General features: G+C 34.7%; 7 protein-coding genes. 2 read left to right on the top strand and 5 right to left on the bottom strand.

Features of this window, described 5'->3' with window-relative positions:
* Window positions 1–425 precede the first annotated feature (425 nt).
* Both B0A75_RS20875 and B0A75_RS20115 read left to right on the top strand, forming a co-directional pair.
* Window positions 426–890, top strand: a complete 465-nt coding sequence (locus B0A75_RS20875; protein WP_449404170.1) for a 5'-nucleotidase C-terminal domain-containing protein — start codon at window positions 426–428, stop codon at window positions 888–890.
* Window positions 891–1,017: 127 nt separating this feature from the next.
* Window positions 1,018–1,929, top strand: coding sequence for a bifunctional metallophosphatase/5'-nucleotidase (locus B0A75_RS20115; RefSeq protein WP_089056056.1), 912 nt, complete (start codon window positions 1,018–1,020; stop codon window positions 1,927–1,929).
* Here B0A75_RS20115 and B0A75_RS20110 read toward each other — a convergent pair.
* From B0A75_RS20110 to B0A75_RS20090, 5 genes are all read right to left on the bottom strand, one after another.
* The gene (locus B0A75_RS20110; RefSeq protein ID WP_089056055.1) at window positions 1,915–2,610 is read right to left on the bottom strand and encodes a hypothetical protein; all 696 of its coding nucleotides are present in this window, start codon (window positions 2,608–2,610) and stop codon (window positions 1,915–1,917) included. The genes B0A75_RS20115 and B0A75_RS20110 overlap by 15 nt on opposite strands.
* Complete coding sequence (ligA, locus tag B0A75_RS20105; protein WP_089056054.1) at window positions 2,597–4,603, bottom strand: NAD-dependent DNA ligase LigA; 2,007 nt, start codon at window positions 4,601–4,603, stop codon at window positions 2,597–2,599. The genes B0A75_RS20110 and ligA overlap by 14 nt, the downstream gene beginning before the upstream one ends.
* 246 nt (window positions 4,604–4,849) lie before the next feature.
* The gene (locus B0A75_RS20100; protein ID WP_089056053.1) at window positions 4,850–6,784 is read right to left on the bottom strand and encodes an OmpA family protein; all 1,935 of its coding nucleotides are present in this window, start codon (window positions 6,782–6,784) and stop codon (window positions 4,850–4,852) included.
* A 12-nt stretch (window positions 6,785–6,796) separates the two neighbouring features.
* Window positions 6,797–7,729, bottom strand: coding sequence for a PorP/SprF family type IX secretion system membrane protein (locus B0A75_RS20095; protein WP_089056052.1), 933 nt, complete (start codon window positions 7,727–7,729; stop codon window positions 6,797–6,799).
* A 46-nt stretch (window positions 7,730–7,775) separates the two neighbouring features.
* Window positions 7,776–16,766, bottom strand: coding sequence for an Ig-like domain-containing protein (locus tag B0A75_RS20090; protein WP_244284436.1), 8,991 nt, complete (start codon window positions 16,764–16,766; stop codon window positions 7,776–7,778).
* Window positions 16,767–17,439: the final 673 nt, after the last annotated feature.

The following is a 17,439-nucleotide window of genomic DNA, read 5'->3' as shown; positions in this document are numbered from 1 at the left end:
TTATTTTTTAATGATTTTTTTACAAAAAATTCCTTTATATAATTTAAAAACATAGTACTTTTACCAAATTACAAAATTAATTATTTAAGCCGCATTTAAAATGGTAAAACTAAAAAAGTATAACCGATTTTTAAAACTTTTTGTTATATTCTTAACACTTTTTTCAATATTTTCCTGCAGTACTAAAAAATACAATCTAACAAAAATAGAAGGAAAACAAATTCCAGTTACCGAAAAAAGTGCACAAACACCAGAAATTGAGTCTTTTATAAAGCCTTATCGCGATCATATAAACAAAGACTTAGATAGTATTCTAGCTTATTGCCCTGAAACTCTTGACAAAAGTACCGGCAAATGGCAAACGAGCATAGGCTGCTTAATGGCTGATGTTTGTTTAGAGAGAGGAAATCTTGTTTTTAAGGCTCGTGAAAAAAAANNAAAAAAAAGACATTGATTTATGCTTTTTAAATCACGGCGGTATTCGCGCTATTTTGCCAAAGGGTAATGTTACTACAAGATCGGCTTTTGAAATTATGCCTTTTGAAAATAATCTTGTTGTTCTGGCTTTAAAAGGACAGCAGATCTTAGAAATGACTGCCTATATTATTAAGGAGAAAAAACCTCATCCTTTATCTGGAATGACGTTTACTATTGCAAAGGATCAAACGGCTAAAAACATACTTATTCAAGGTAAACCTCTTGATCTAGACAAGGTTTATTATGTTGCTACTAATGATTATTTGGCAAATGGTGGAGACAGTATGATTTTTTTCCAGAAAAATGTTCAGAAATTTGATTTGAATTATAAGCTTCGAAATGTGCTTATTGATTATTTCAAGCAAGTTGATACTATTCCGGCTCCCAAAGATATTCGCATTACAGAAGAGTAAAAAAGTTCGCCACGAATTGCACGAATTAACACGAATTATTTTTTTGACAATTTAAAATTTGTAAAAATTCGGGAAATTCATGGTAAAGAAAACACCAAAATAAAAAGTTCCCACAAAAAAACATACAATGAAAAGAAGAGAATTTATCGAAAAAACCGCTGCAAGTACTGCTTTATTAAGCTTAGGGTTATCATTAAGCAGTTTTGGAAGTAACGATGTTAAACATTTAACAATTCTTCATACGAACGATGTTCATAGTCATATAGATCCTTTTCCAGCTGATGATCCTCGTAATCCAAACAAAGGCGGTGTATCTCGCAGGGCGGCACTTATTGAATCTATTCGTCAGGAAAATCCAAATGTTCTTTTATTAGATGCGGGCGATATTTTTCAAGGAACTCCTTATTTTAATTATTATGGAGGCGAACTTGAATTTAAGTTAATGAGTATGATGAAATATGATGCATCGACCATAGGAAACCATGATTTTGATAATGGTTTGGATGGCTTGTATGCACAAATGCCTCATGCTTCTTTTGATTTTATTTGTTCTAATTATGATTTTAAAAATACGGTCATGAACGGGCTTGTAAAACCTTATAAGATTTTTAATAAAAATGGTATTAAGGTTGGTGTTTTTGGTCTTGGCATTGAAATGGCGGGTTTAATTGATAAACAACTTTATAAGGAAACTGTTTATAATGATCCTGTCGAAATTGCTCAGGATATGACTCAATTATTGAAGAAAGAGGAAAAATGTGATTTAGTTGTTTGTCTTTCGCATTTAGGCTATAAGTATAGAGATGATTCTGCTAAAATTTGCGATTTAAAATTGGCTGAACTTACTCAGGATATTGATTTAATAATTGGCGGTCACACGCATACTTTTCTAGACAAACCTACTATTGTTAAAAACAAGGCGGGAGAAAATGTATTGGTAAATCAAGTTGGCTGCTACGGAATAAATTTAGGCCGAATTGATTTTTACTTTGATAAAGATAAAGCGCACAGCAATCAAGCTAGATCAATTGTTGTATAATGCTTTTCTATTATTTTTCTCTTTTTCAAGGAAATATTCGACCATAAAATAGTAAGCCAGGATTTGGGTTACATCTCGAATTAAGACTAATACAATTGAGTACGAAAAATATTCATTGAAAATATAGAATATATCCGAAAAAATATAACTTATTGCCATCAGGGACATTAACAGCGCCAAAAATGTTCCTTTTGTTATATAACTTACAAATGAAAAATAACTTACTACACTAAGTACTATACCGTAAATGGTATAGACTGCATTAAATCTTTTCATTTTATCAAATTGCAGACTCAGGACTGAAATTAAAAGGTATACAATAAATATTACTACGATAGATATTGGCAGAATGTCCTTTTTTTTCAGTATTATTTTTTCATGTTCGAAAATGAAAAGTTTCATGATTAACAGATATACAATCAAGAAACTTATCACTCCTCCTATTTCAGAAATTTCGATGTCCATAAGATCGAAAACCTGTCCTATAAAACAAAACAGAAAAATAAATCCTTCGGTTTTTCTAATCTTGAAATCGTTGCTTATCAAAAAATAAATAAAAATTGCAGGAAGCACGATTGCTTTAGCATAGATTGCTAAAAAATCCTGCCCTGTCCAATCAAAAATGACTGTAAACAGCAGTGCTGAAAAAAATAAAATCAACGATGGTTTATTCGCTTTCATTCAATTTGTTTATAAAATCTTCCTCTGATAATATTGGAATATTCAGCTTGTTTGCTTTTTCTAATTTAGCTGGTCCCATATTATCTCCTGCTACTACAAAATCGGTTTTTGCAGAAATAGAACTTCCTACTTTCCCGCCGTTATCTTCTATTGTTTTCTTTAATTCATCTCTAGAAAATGTGGTAAAGACTCCAGAAACAACAAAAGTTTTTCCTATAAATTTCTCAGTAGCATTTGGGTTGATTTTCTCAATTATTTCAAATTGAACTCCATAACTTTTTAAACGCTCAATAATACGTTTGTTTTCTTCGTTTTCAAAAAACTCTATAACACTTTTAGCAATTCTTTCTCCAATTTCATCTACTAAAATTAGATCCATTAAAGAGGCTTGACTAAGTGAATCAATGTTTTTATAATGTTTGGCTAATTTTTTTGCAACGGTTTCTCCAACAAAACGAATTCCAAGAGCAAATAAAACACTCTCAAATGGAATTTCTTTTGATTTTTGAACTCCTTTAACCAAGTTTTCAGCAGATTTTTGCGCCATTCTTTCTAATGGAAGAATGTCCTCAACTTTCAATTCATAAAGGTCTGCGTAATTATGCACTAAACCATTATTGAATAGCAGGGCAACTGTTTCGCCTCCCAATCCTTCAATATCCATCGCTTTTCTTGATATAAAATGCTGAATTCTTCCAATAATCTGCGGCGGACAACCATAAAAATTAGGGCAGTAATGATTGGCTTCGCCTTCGTTTCTTACCAACTCGGTTTGACATTCGGGACAATGTGTAATATAGTTTGTTTTTTCTGAGTTTTCTGGGCGTTTATCTAAATCTACTGCTATAATTTTAGGGATAATTTCGCCTCCTTTTTCAACAAAAACGGTATCGTTTATTCTAATATCAAGTTTCTCAATCTGATCTGCATTATGCAATGAGGCTCTTTTTACAATGGTTCCTGCTAATTGCACAGGTTCTAAATTTGCAACTGGTGTAATAGCACCGGTACGCCCCACTTGATAAGATATTGACTTTAATTTTGTTGAAACTTGTTCCGATTTGAATTTGTATGCTATTGCCCAACGCGGCGATTTAGCGGTATATCCTAATTCTTCCTGCGAATGAATACTGTTTACTTTTATTACTACACCATCTGTTTCATAAGGTAATTCATGACGGTGTACATCCCAATAATCAATAAATTCAAACACTTCTTGCATGTTATTGACTAATTTGGCTTCTTTTGGTACTTTAAACCCCCAATTTCTTGCGGCTTCTAATCCTTCATATTGGGTTGTAAACGGAAGATCATTTCCTGTTACAAAATATAATAAACATTCTAACGGACGTTTTGCAACTTCGGCACTGTCTTGCAATTTTAAACTTCCTGAAGCTGTATTTCTTGGGTTTGAATACGGTGTTTCGCCAATCTCTATTAATTCTTGATTCATTTTTTCGAAACCTGCAAACGGGAGAATGATTTCTCCACGAATATCAAATTTTTCAGGATAATTTCCTTTTAACTGCAAAGGAACTGACTTGATTGTTTTAATATTATTGGTTACCTCATCTCCTTGAAAACCATCTCCACGGGTTAAAGCTTGAACTAATTTTCCATTTTCATATGTTATACTAATTGAAGCTCCGTCGTATTTTAACTCACAAGTATATTGCAAGTCTACATTGCCCAAAACACGTTGAATACGGTTTTCCCAATCAATTAAATCTTCTTTTGAATAGGAATTATCAAGCGAGTACATTCTGTACTGATGTGCAATGGTTTTAAAATTCTTTGTTATGGTTCCTCCAACACGTTGTGTAGGTGAATTTTCGTCAAAATACTCAGGATATTTACTTTCTAAATCTTGTAATTCTTTTAATTTAAGATCAAAATCATAATCTGAAATTGTGGCATTATCCAGCACATAATAGTTGTAATTGTGCTGATTTAGTTCGTTTCTTAAAGATTGAATGTTTTCTTGGATACTCATAAATAATAAAATGATGCTGATTTTGATCGAGAATAATTGAATATCAAAATTAGGATTATTTTTTGTTCAAAAAGCATAAGAATTGAAAGTTTTTAAAATCAAAAATCAAGCTGCAAAATCATGCAGCCTGATTTTCTTCTTGTCCATTATTCTTAAAAAAGAATTAAACAAAACCAACTTCCAAATGGTTTCTACGTTTTATATTTTAAATACTGATTACCAAGTAATTAGATTACAAATATAACGCTATTTTTGGATAATAATAAAGTCTGAACGTCTATTTAATAAATGCTCTTCTTCGGTACATTTTACGCCGTTTTTACATTTATTGATTAATCTGCTTTCGCCGTAACCAATGGCGCTTTCGATTCTTGAAGGATCAATGTCCTGTGAAATAATATAATCACGAGTCGATTTGGCTCTGTTGTCTGATAGTTTCATATTGTAAGCATCTTTTCCTCGGGAGTCTGTATGTGACTCAATTTTGATGCGGATATTTGGAAATTTTTTCATAATAAATACTACTTTCGAGAGTTCTTCAATAGCTAAAGGAGTAATGTCGTATTTGTCGTAATCAAAATAAATTGGTTTTACATCTACTTTTTCAACTCCTTGTTTTTTAACTACTAAATCATCATAATTACTAAGTTCGAAGTTGACATCTTTAATTTCTCCTTCGTTTTCATTGGTAGTTTCGACGGTTTTTTCATCACTGCTGTAATTTGGTTTTGCAGCAATCATTTTAATTACTTTTCCGCACGGAACTGTTAAAGCATATTTACCTTCGAAATTTGTTTTTGTTTCTCCCAACACTTCGCTGAATGAATTATATGCCATTACTACGACATCTGTCAAAGGAAGCTTAGACTTTCTATCAATTGCAACACCTGATATACTTTGATTGCAAATAGGTTTTCCTTTTATAAACGAGTAAATATCGTCGTCTCCTTTTCCTCCAGCTCTATTTGATGAAACGTAGCCAAAGCTTTCGGTTTTATCAATGATAAATGCAAAGTCATCTTTATTACTATTAATAGGAGCTCCAAGATTTCGCGGTATAGAAAAACTTCCGTCGTCTAATAATGTACTTTCATAAACATCTAAATCTCCCCATCCGTAATGTCCATCTGAAGAAAAGTATAATGTTCCGTTTCTAAAAAATGGAAAAAGATCATTACCAAGAGTGTTAATATTCGGCCCTAGATTTTTAGGTGAATTCATTGTGCCGTCGGCTGCAATTTTTACCACATATAAATCTGTTCCGCCAAACCCGCCCGGCATATCGGATGCAAAGAAAAGCAATTGACCGTCTTCACTTAAAGAAGGATGTCCTACGGAGTAATCATCACTGTCAAAGAAAACTTTTTCAGAATTTTCTAATTTATTATTAACTATTGAACCCTTAATAATCTGAAAGTTATTCGTTTTACTTTCGTCAATTACTAATTTCTTTTTCTTTACAATATTTGTCGAATAATAAATGGTTTTTCCGCTGCTGTCAAATGTTGCTGTAGCTTCATGGTACTTTGTCATTACGTTTGGAAGAAATAATTCTGCGTTGAGCAAATTTCCATCAGCAGCATTTCTTTCGGCAATGTATAAGTTTAGAAATGGCTGATTGTTCCAGTTGTATAATTTTTGACTAAATTTTGTTGTATCTCTTGCAGATGTAAATACGATTTTATCTTGAAAAAAAGTAGCTCCAAAATCAGACTTATTGGTGTTTATATCCAAGTTTTTAATCTGATACAGCGATTTTGTTTTCGCTAAACTGTCCATTTGTTTTTTCTGAGTCAAATAGCGATTAATCTCTTTTTGATCTCCTTTTTTATTCAGATACTCTTTCGTAATTCTATCAGCATCATCATAATCCATAACTGCTTTCATTGTTTGGATGTATCGCAGATAATAAACGTCTGTCATATTATTATCCTGAGCTTCATACAGTTTTTTATACCATTTAAGGGCATTTCGAGCATCGGATATAAAATAATAAGAATCGGCCGCGTTCTTTAGCGTTTGTGTCGATGGCTTTTTAATGTTTTGTAAACATTCTTCATAGGCTTTTGAAGCATCGAGATAAGAATAGTTTCTAAACAGCGCATCGGCTTTTTTTAAATTAGTTTGAGCAAAACCAAATGTCAAACTCAATACTAAACCAAGGATATATAGTTTTTTCATAGGTTTTTAATTTTAGAAGAATCGAGGAGATTTAATTTTACTTTGACCTTTGTTGAACTGGTAACGCAAAATGATTTCATGAGTTCCATCGTTATATTTATTTAGCTGGCTCACCGTGTAATCGAAAGCATATCCTAAATAAAAACTCTTAGATATTTGAAAACCCGCTAAAATACTTACAGAATCATCTGTTCTATACGATGCACCGATTACAAATTTTTCGGCAATCATAAAATTTGCCGAAATATCAGCAGTAAGCGGTGCTCCGCTTACTGCTTTTACTAAAAATGCCAGCTTGAATTTTAAGTTTGGATTTAGGTCAAAAACATAACCTCCCATTAAATAATAATGTAAACGGTCATAATCAACAGATTCCTGAACATCATCGTAATAAGTGCTTTGAATAAAACTAGGAACTGATAAACCTACATACCATTTATCAGTATAGTAATACACTCCTGCTCCAACAGCCAATTTTGCCTGATTGTTAATGTTTTGATTGAGTAAAACATCGTTTGAGTCATAGTATCTCCCTTTTGACCAGTCTATATTTAACATTCGCATACCAGCTTTTAATCCGAACGCTAATCTTTGTTCGTAGCCTAAAGGAATCGAATAAGAGAAGTTTCCATCTAGATACAATTCATCTGACGGGCCAATTTTATCATTTACAACACTTAATCCTAAACCAATCTTTTCATTGCGAAGTGGTGTCTGAAGAGAAAATGACTGTGTTTCTGGTGCTCCAGGAATTCCAATCCATTGCGAACGATATAAAAGAGCTGCTTCTAAATTGCCGGTAGACCCAGCATAAGCTGGATTTACCGCCATTGTATTGTACATATACTGTGTGTACTCTGGATCTTGCTGCGCAGTTGCACAAAATGTGATTAAAGAACATATTATTACAAAATACGTTTCTAATGATTTTATATATAGTTTCATAACGATACTTATTTAGTTTAATTAATTAGATGATTAATCAAAACGCTTATCTCATAATAGATAACCATCCTTTTTTAACCGTTCCATCTCCAATGGTAATCACATAAAAATAAGTACCTGTTGGCAGCATATCTCCTCTATTAATTACTCCCGACACGTTGGCCGTTCCGTTCCAATCATTTTCGTAATGCTGTTTACTGTATACCAATGCTCCATATCTGTTATAAACTTTCAGCTCATTATTTGGATATGATTCGATACAATCAATTCTAAACAAATCATTTGCACCATCATTGTTTGGCGTAAATTCATTGTAAACAGTCAAACAGATTGGAGTAACCGAAACTGAAGCTGAATTATTTGAAGCATCAACATCTAGTGGCGTTGAAATTTCTATTGTAGCCACATTCAAATAATTTCCACTTGGCAATACCTCAGCAACGATTGTAAGTGTTGCACTTTGACCAGAATTCAACGTTGGAATCGTCCAAAGTTGTGTCTTTGGGTCATAAACTCCTATTGTTGTACTTGAACTTACCAAATCATAACCGCTAGGCAGCAATTCGCTGACAATGGTATTTATAAAACTACCTTGTCCTACATTATTTACGGTCACTGTAAAGGTTACATGATCACCAAAATTAGGTGTTGGATTGTCGACTGTGTTTGTAATTGTTATATCTGAACAAGTCGCAACTGTTACACCCAAAGTCTTGGTGGTAGTTTCATTACAAGTATTGACATAAGTAACTTGAACTTTGCCCGGTCCAATATCTGACCATGAAATTGTTACATCATCATCTGATGTTCCGCCGCCATTAATAATGGTTCCATTAGTTACAGACCAAACGTAATTTGATTTTCCATTTGCTATTGAATAAGTCACACCTTGAAAAACACATGGTGTATCATCATTGGTTGTAATTGGAACTAAAGCATCATTTTCAAAACTAACTGTTACACCTAATCTAGAATTTCCTCCGCAACCATTTGTTAGATTAGCAAGTGCATCTGCATAATATGTGGTTGCAGTTAACAATGTACTTGCAGTTAATGGAACTCCTCCTGTTGGTGTTGAATACCAAACCACATTTGCTTCATTAACCTGAATATTAGCTAATGTTGGTAACGCTGCTAAACAGAATACTTGTGCTGTTCTTGGTGTTGTAATTCTTCCAGGTGTATTTACAGTTACTGTAACCGCTAATCTATTAGGATTCTCGCAGTTTGTACTGCTTGCTATTACTCCATAATAAGTTCCAGTCGCTAAAGTTGTAGAAGCTGGAATAGCAGTACCTCCGGTTTGGGTGTTATACCAAATTACATTTGCTTCATTAACTTGTATACTTGCGACAGTAGGCGAAGCAGTTGAACAGAAATCTTGTGTTGTATCTGTTGTCGTTGGTGTTGGACTTGGAGTTGTTACTGTAATTGTAACTTTTAATCGAGTCGCACTTTTACATCCTGTTGCTGCATCAATGATTTCTCCGTAATATACTCCCGAAATTAACACTGTTGATGCCGAAATAGCAGTTCCTCCGTTAGGATTACTAAACCATGTTACGCCGTTTTCATTTACTTGAATACTTGCAATAGTTGGTGTAGTTGTTGAACAAAACTCCTGTGTTGCATTATTAGTTGTTGGCGTTATTGAATTACCAACAGTAACTGTTACTTTTAGTCTAATACTGCTCTCACAACCTGTTACAGCATCTTTTAACGCTGCAAAATAATCTCCATTTACTAATGGTGCTGTTGAAGCAACCATTGTTCCTCCAGTCGCTGCGTTATACCAAATCACATTATTTTCATTAACTTGGATATTGGCTACTGTTGGATTATTTCCTGAACAGAAAACCTGTCTTCCAGAAGTTGTTGTTGGTGTAACTGGATCTGTAACACTTACAGCGACAGCTTGTCTTACTTTGCTTTCACAAGCTGTTGCGGCATCTTTTAAGGCTGCATAGTAAGTTCTTGTAGTTAATGCTGTTGCTGATGTTACTACATTTCCTCCTGTTAAAGCATCGTACCAAACTATGTTTCCTGCTACTGGATTTACATTTATACTTGCAATTGTCGGTGCATTTACTAAACAGAAATCTTGATCGGTATCTGCAATATTTGGTGTACCAGGATCTGTAACGGTAACCGCTACAGCTAATCTTACATTACTTTCACAAGTTGTTGTCGCATCTTTTAATGCAGCGTAGTACGTTCTTGTCGTTAATGCTGTTGTTGATGTTACTACGTTTCCTCCTGTTGAGGCATCATACCAAACAATATTACCTGTCTCTGGACTTACATTTATACTTGCAACTGTCGGTGCATTTACCAAACAGAAGTCTTGATCTTTATCTGTTATATTTGGCGTACCTGGATCTGATACATTTACTGCAACACCTAACCTTACATTACTTTCACAAGTTGTTGTGGCATCTTTTAGAGCGGCATAGTAAGTTCTTGTTGTTAAAGCTGTTGTTGATGTTACGATATTTCCACCAGTTAAAGCATCATACCAAACAATATTTGCAACCGTTTCTGGACTTACATTTATACTTGCAATTGTTGGTGCATTTATTAAGCAGAAGTCTTGATCTTTATCTGTTATGTTTGGAGTGCCTGGATCTGTAACGCTTACAACTACAGCTTGTCGTACTTTACTTTCGCAAGTTGTTGTCGCATCTTTTAAGGCTGCATAGTACGTTCTTGTAGTTAATGCTGTTGCTGATGTTACTACATTTCCTCCTGTTAAAGCATCGTACCAAACTACATTTCCTGTTACTGGGCTTACATTAATACTTGCAATTGTCGGTGCATTTACTAAACAGAAATCTTGATCGGTATCTGCAATATTTGGTGTACCCGGATCTGTAACGGTAACTGTGATTGCTAATCTATTTTTACTTTCACAATAAACCGTTGGATTCAATTTTATAGGAACAGAAAATACTCCATAATAGATTTTACTAGTCAATAGATCACTTGCTAATAGTGGTGTTGTACTTGTAGCCGAATCGTACCAAACAACATCAGCTTCATTAGTCTTAAGATCTGAAACTTTTGGACTGTTTATTAAACAAAAATCTTGAGTATTATCGTCAGTTGTTGGTGTTGCTGGATCAGTAACTGTTACCGTTACTTCTTTAAGCTCACCAGCTTTATTTGGACAAGTATTGTTACTTTTAACCGCTGCATAGTAGGTCATAGGACTCATTGCCGCTGTTAAACCAGAGGCTGTTAAAACTCCTGTTGCATTATCTACTGTGTAAGTTACACCATCAATTAAACCAGTTAAAATTGGCTTCGTTTTATTAGCATCCAAATACCAAAAGAATACCGGATTTACCAAGGAACTTGATGGAGTTAAAGTTGCTGTTGTATTGTGACAAACTGAATCATTATCAACTGAAATATCCGTTGGAAGAGAAGTTGGTAAAATAGTAAATGTTACTTGTTTTCTGTCGCCTGGAGCAGTTTCACAATATTCATCAGAACTAAGTCCTACATAATATGTATAGGTTCCAGGAACTAATCCTGTTACATTTAATGTTGAAGCTGTTTCTCCTGCTATTAAATTACTTGTTGTTCCATCAAAACTATACCAATGATAGACTGGATTTGTAAGTGTTGGTGCAGGTGTAACTAAAACAGCTTCTAAGCTTACGTTTCCATTTTCAGAACAAATCACGGTACTAGATCCATTATTTATTTTTACACTAGCTATAGTTGCAGCTGGCGTAGTTGCTCTAACCACAACCGTTACAACACCTCTTGTTAAAGCGGGACAACCATAACGAATAGGTTGAATATAATATTTATAAGTACCCGCCGCCATTGCAGCTGGGAGTGTATAAGATTGACCATTAGCCAATACATTACCGCCAGTTGGAGAATCATACCAAGCATAAGTTGAGCAGTTCTTAGGAGCTACCTCCAATTTTAGTTCAGAACCAGGACAGACCGTGAGCGTATTTTTAATATCACTGCCTATGACCTTCGTGTTGGTTACTCGATCTATATTATGTACTCTAAGCTGATCAAATACACTTGCTACACCACCAAAACTAATTTTAACTCTATCATAAGGCTGTGTTTGAGGTGCAAGAATTGTCATGGCCATAGTATCGCCTGAAAGTAATTTTAAACTCAATAAATTACTATCATTCTTAATAGGTGCTCCAACCTCAATATTTCCTGAATAAAGTTGGATAACAAACCCTGTAAGCAAATTAAGATTTAAAATTGTACCAGGTTTAGAAATTACTATTCTAAGACTATCACCAACCATTGATGGTGTCCTAAAAGCTGCTGTAAGTTCGGCTGCTGCCAAAACTCCTGTTCCGCTAAACATTGTAGCGTAAGTACCCACATCACCATCAGCAGCATTCCACGGTTGAGAAACTCCAACTGTAGTAGTTAAAGCTCCAACTCCTAAATCTCTTACACCTGAGAAAATATCTTCAATATCGCCCTGACCACATGTAATTTGTGTTACTTGTTTTTTGTAATGAGCATCATAAACATTAATACTTTGTCCCACACTTAAAACTGATCCTAATTGTACTCGAATACCATCATAATCTTTAGTACCGGAAACATCAGAAGGAACGAAGGTATATTCGAATGAGTTTTGCCCTGATAATAAATTTACTAATGATCCAGATACAGATTGCAGAGTTCCAATATCAATTGGATTTCCAAGTCCATCACGTTTCGTACCAACTACTGTAATACTTTGTCCTACCGCAATTAAACTGTTTTCTAAACCAAGTTTTACAGTTACGGGAGTCCCTTTAGAAATAGTTGTTGGCCATTGCAGGTTTTGCCATGTCGTTCCGATACCCAAAAGTCCTAAACCTGTAGTTATTGTTGAATATGTACTTGGGTTACCATCTACCGCTAAAGCTTCATTCGAAACACCGCCAGTAATAATTGATCCTGAAGATTGTGTATTTGCATAAACTCTTTCTAACAAAGTATCACAATCCAATGGATCAATAACACTAATTGTTACCGTTTGACTATTGGTACATGTTCCATTATTAGCAATTGCAGTATAGGTATAAACACCAACAGTATTAAGTGCTCCTGTACTATTTGATGGCAATGCATTTCCTTGCGGATCATACCAAATTATTGTTGCGTTTGACGTTGCAGTTAATGTTACAACTTCTCCTTTGTTAACGACTCTATTAGTGATTACATTTGTTAAAGTTGGAACTGGATTAATTGTAACAGTTACTTTCTCTTTGGCTGATAAACAACTATTACCTGTCGTTTGAGCCTGAATCCAATAATCTCCTCCTGTAGTAATATTTGCAGCCGCTTCGTCTGTAATTTGAGTGTTTATTGGACTGTAGAAAGTATAAGTCGTATTTCCTGTGTTGTCAAAATTTGTGATAGCATCTTTTAGATTTACTTTCGCACAACCTGATAAAGCTGCTGAAACTGTTAAAGTTGGAGTTGATGAATAATTCACTACCACTTCTTTTCGGTCTCCAGCTGCATTTTCGCAAGAACCTTGATTAAATACTGAAATATAGTAATTTTTAGAAGCTGTTAATCCAGTAATCGTTAAAGCACCTGTTACACCATCTTTTGAATATGTTATGCCGCCTATTGTCCCATTTGCAATTGGTGTAATGTCACTCTGATTTTCATAATAGTTAAACATCACTCCCGTTAAAGAAGATGTCGGAGATAATACAATTCCTCCTGCACAAGAAGCGGTTAAAGGACTACTTATTAAAATATCCGCAGCTGTTGGGACTGGTACAACATTGACTGTCACTGCTTGACGAGTAGAATTTACACAAGTTCCACGTGTTTCCTCTAAATAATAAGTTGTACTTGTACTTAATGCCGGCGTATTATAAGTTGAAAGTGCCGAAAGCTCAGTGCCTCCTGTAGGCAGATTATACCATTTATATGTTTTTCCTGTTGTATCTGAAGTAACCGCCAAATTTGTTGATTTCCCAACACAAACAGTAGTTCCTGAAACAGTTGCTTCTTTATATCTATATGAAGCTCCATAAATATCTAAACTAGTTGCTGCAGTTACTAACCCTTCTAATCTTACTTGAATTGCTGTAAATGGCCCTGCTGCTGCAAAACTTGCTTTAAAGCGGTTTCCACCTAATAACTGAACATTTACAAGAGCTCCAATAGTGGTCAAATCATTGTTTGGAGTTACACCGTTAAAACTTCTTAATGTAATATTAGAAACAAGTCCAAGATCAACAATTCCTCCTGGCAATCCTAACTCTACATCTATAATATCTCCCACTTGACCCGTTGTTGTAAAAATTAACTTTTGTTCTAAGGTTGACAAAATACCAAGTCCGAAAGAAAGTTTTGCTGCAGTAGTATTATCTCCATCTACTGAAAAATCTGGATCTGTTACACCGCAAGGAACTATACACACAGCACCATCCAAACTCGTTTGTTGTATAGTGGGTCTCAAACAAACATCAACACTGTTAATTACAGATACATTGATTGCTGCTCTTGAACTGCTTACACAATCTGAGGCTGTAGCACGGGCTTCAACATAAAATGTTTTACTCGCTGTTAAAGCTGGAGTAGGCGTATACGTACTAGCTCCATCACTTAGATTTAAAGGAGTTCCTCCTGTTGGTGTATCAAACCATTTATAAGAAACACCAGCGACAGGATTTGAAACCTCTAAAGTAATACTTTGTCCAGACTGAATAACCACGTTAGAACTTACAGGAACAGGTACTGAAGGTCGCGGACTTACATTAAGAGTTACCGATGAACGCGGACTTATACAATCTCCAATCACAGCTTCAACATGATAAGAAGTAGTAGTCGATAGATTTTGGGTTGTATAAGACGTTCCTGTAAAAACTAAATTTCCTCCAGTTAATGCATCATACCATTTATAAGTTGTACCAGCAACCGGAGAATCGACTGTTATGGTACTTGATTGTCCTGCACAAAGATTTGACGGAGATGCCGTGATAGTAGATGTAACAGGATTATTTACAGTAACAAGAACAGCCGACCTTTCACTATTAACACATCCATTGCGAGTTACCTCGACATAATAAGTTGTATTTGCTGTTAAAGTAGGAGTTGTAAAAGCAGCCGTACTTGTTAATAAATTTCCTGCTGTTGCAGCATCATACCATTTAATCGATTCACCTAAAGCGACATCGGCTGTTAATGTTGTTGTTTGTCCACTGCAAATCGTTTTATTTCCAGTTATAGTTCTTTCTTTAAATTTATACGAAGCTCCATAGATGTCAAGACTGGTTAATAACAAAGCCAATCCTCCTAATCTAACTTCAACACGATCAAAGGCAGCTTTTGCCTTAATAGTTGCTCTAAAACGCCCTCCAGTAAGTAACTGAACATCCAAAAGAGAGTTTATGGCAGTACGATCGTTATTAAATGTAGCGCCATTGTAAGTAGCAAGAGAGATATAAGTTAGTAAACCAACATCAGCCAATCCACCCGGAATTCCTAACTCAACTGTGATGACATCTCCTGCCTGACCTGCATTATTAAATTGCAAAATCTGCTGCACCCAATCATTAATGAGTCCAACAGGTACAGACAGCCTTGCGGCAGTATCATTATCGCCATCAACCGACTTATTCTGATTCGATGAACCACAAAGTAAACAAAGCCCGCTCTGAGAAGTTTGCTGGCTGTTTGCCTGCAAGCAGCTTCCTTGCGCAGCCGCAACTGTAACCGTTATAGGTACTCTTGCACTAACACAACCAGCAGCACTATTACGAGCCTCAACATAAAAAGTTTTTGTCGCAGTTAAAATAGGTGTCGTAAAAGTATCTGAGTCTCCTAATAATTTGGTTCCTCCCGAGGGCACATCATACCAATCAAAAGTAACCCCAGATTCATTTGTAAAAGCGCTTAAAGTTGCATTTTGTCCTAATAGTATTGACACACTCTGAGTTAATACGGTCGGATTTGCAGGAACTGCCGTTGATGTAACAGTTACCGTAGTTCTTGTTGTTTTACAGCTTCCAATTGCCGCCTCAACATAAAATTTTGTAACACCTATTGGAACTGTCGGACTATAAGTACTTCCTGTTGTTATAAGGTTTCCCCCTGTTTCTGCATCGTACCATTTATAATCTGTACCAAGTACAGGATTTATTACAGATAATGTAGTTAGCTGAGTTGCCCCAGCAGAACAAATCGTCGTTCCCGTAGTACTAATCGTTGGCTGTATCGGATTAATAACATTTATAGTAACAGGTAATCGTTCATTGCTTTCGCAGCCAACCATTCTCGAAGTACTTACATAATAAGTAGTTGTAGCTGTCAAGTTTGGTGTAGTAAATGTACCAAGTGTAGAAAGTGGCGTGGTCGATGTTGCAGAATTATACCATGCAAGAGTTGTTCCTGCAGCCGCAGTTGCAGAAAGCGCTGCAGATGATCCATAACATACAGATTGTGTCTCTCCGCCAACAATTGTTGGTTTAGCAAACTGCAAGCGAACATCATAAAGGAGCAAACTATTAAGCACACCAATACCGCCTCCAAGTTTAACAACAATTCGATCAGCATCTTTAGTCAAAGTGTATCGTACAACACCAACCTTATTACCAGAAAGTAATGATAGCTGTAGAATAGAGTTGCCTAATCCAATAGCTGCACCGCTATCTACATTATCCAAAAATGGCTGAATTGTCGCAGTTGAGAGCAGTTCTAAGTCAAGTAAATCATTACCGCTGCCAATGTATAATACAATTTGATCACCAGCTTTTGCAATTTGATTAAAAATCAAGGTTTCCTTAAGAGTACAGCCAACTCCTACAACAGTACTAAAAGATGTAGCTGTCGAAGGTACAGCAATTGACTCTGCATCGTAAGCAAAACCAGCATTTGTTATACCAGAACCAATGCATAATCCCGTATTATTAATACTATGCGAAGTGGGTCTACAAAAGGTTTGCGAAAAAGTCATATTGCTCAGAAGCAATAAAAACACCAAACCAAATAATCTCTTCTTTAAGATGAGATCGTAAAAAGTAATTTTTTTCATAATTTGGAAGATTAGAAAATGGACAATAAAATACCTGTTGCGGTAAGCACGTATGCTTAGGCAATTTTAAAACTGTTAATAATCAAACATTTAGAATGAAATTTTAATTTTTAGTAATCAAAAATTAAAACTGCACTTTAATAAAAATTATGTTGTATTATGTATACCAAAGTATACTAAAGAGCACTTTTTGCTCACTTTGAACAAAAAATGTCTTGAAACTTTTTGGAAATACTGATCTAAATCAGACTTCCTTGAGGAGTGATTTGTTAGAGGGATAATTTTCATAAAAGAAAATTTAAGTTTAAGTAGAACTGGGGGTAATTCTATTAAATATACTGTCATTCAATATTTATAGAAAGTTGATTATTCTTTCTATAAAATTCATTTCATTAGAATAAATTCTAAAATAGAATGCCAATACCCTTAATAAATAATAATACTGTTTTAAAAAAACAGAAAAACTTCTTTCATCAACAAAATCGCCGATTAGATTTTGAAAATGAAAAAATAAAATAATTGTAAAATTTGAAAAATAAGTTTGAAGTGGAACTAAAACTAAATTCGAAAATCAATTTAATTTTATACAAACTCATAAAAAATAAAGCTAAAATAATACCTAATGTAAAAATGATAAAGAAAGTAATGATTAATTCCATAAGCAGCTTAATTA

Origin of the sequence: Flavobacterium oncorhynchi, from assembly GCF_002217355.1 — a bacterium.
GTDB lineage: Bacteria > Bacteroidota > Bacteroidia > Flavobacteriales > Flavobacteriaceae > Flavobacterium > Flavobacterium oncorhynchi.
Note: the sequence above shows the minus strand (reverse complement) of the source record. Positions and strands in the feature narration are given on the sequence as shown.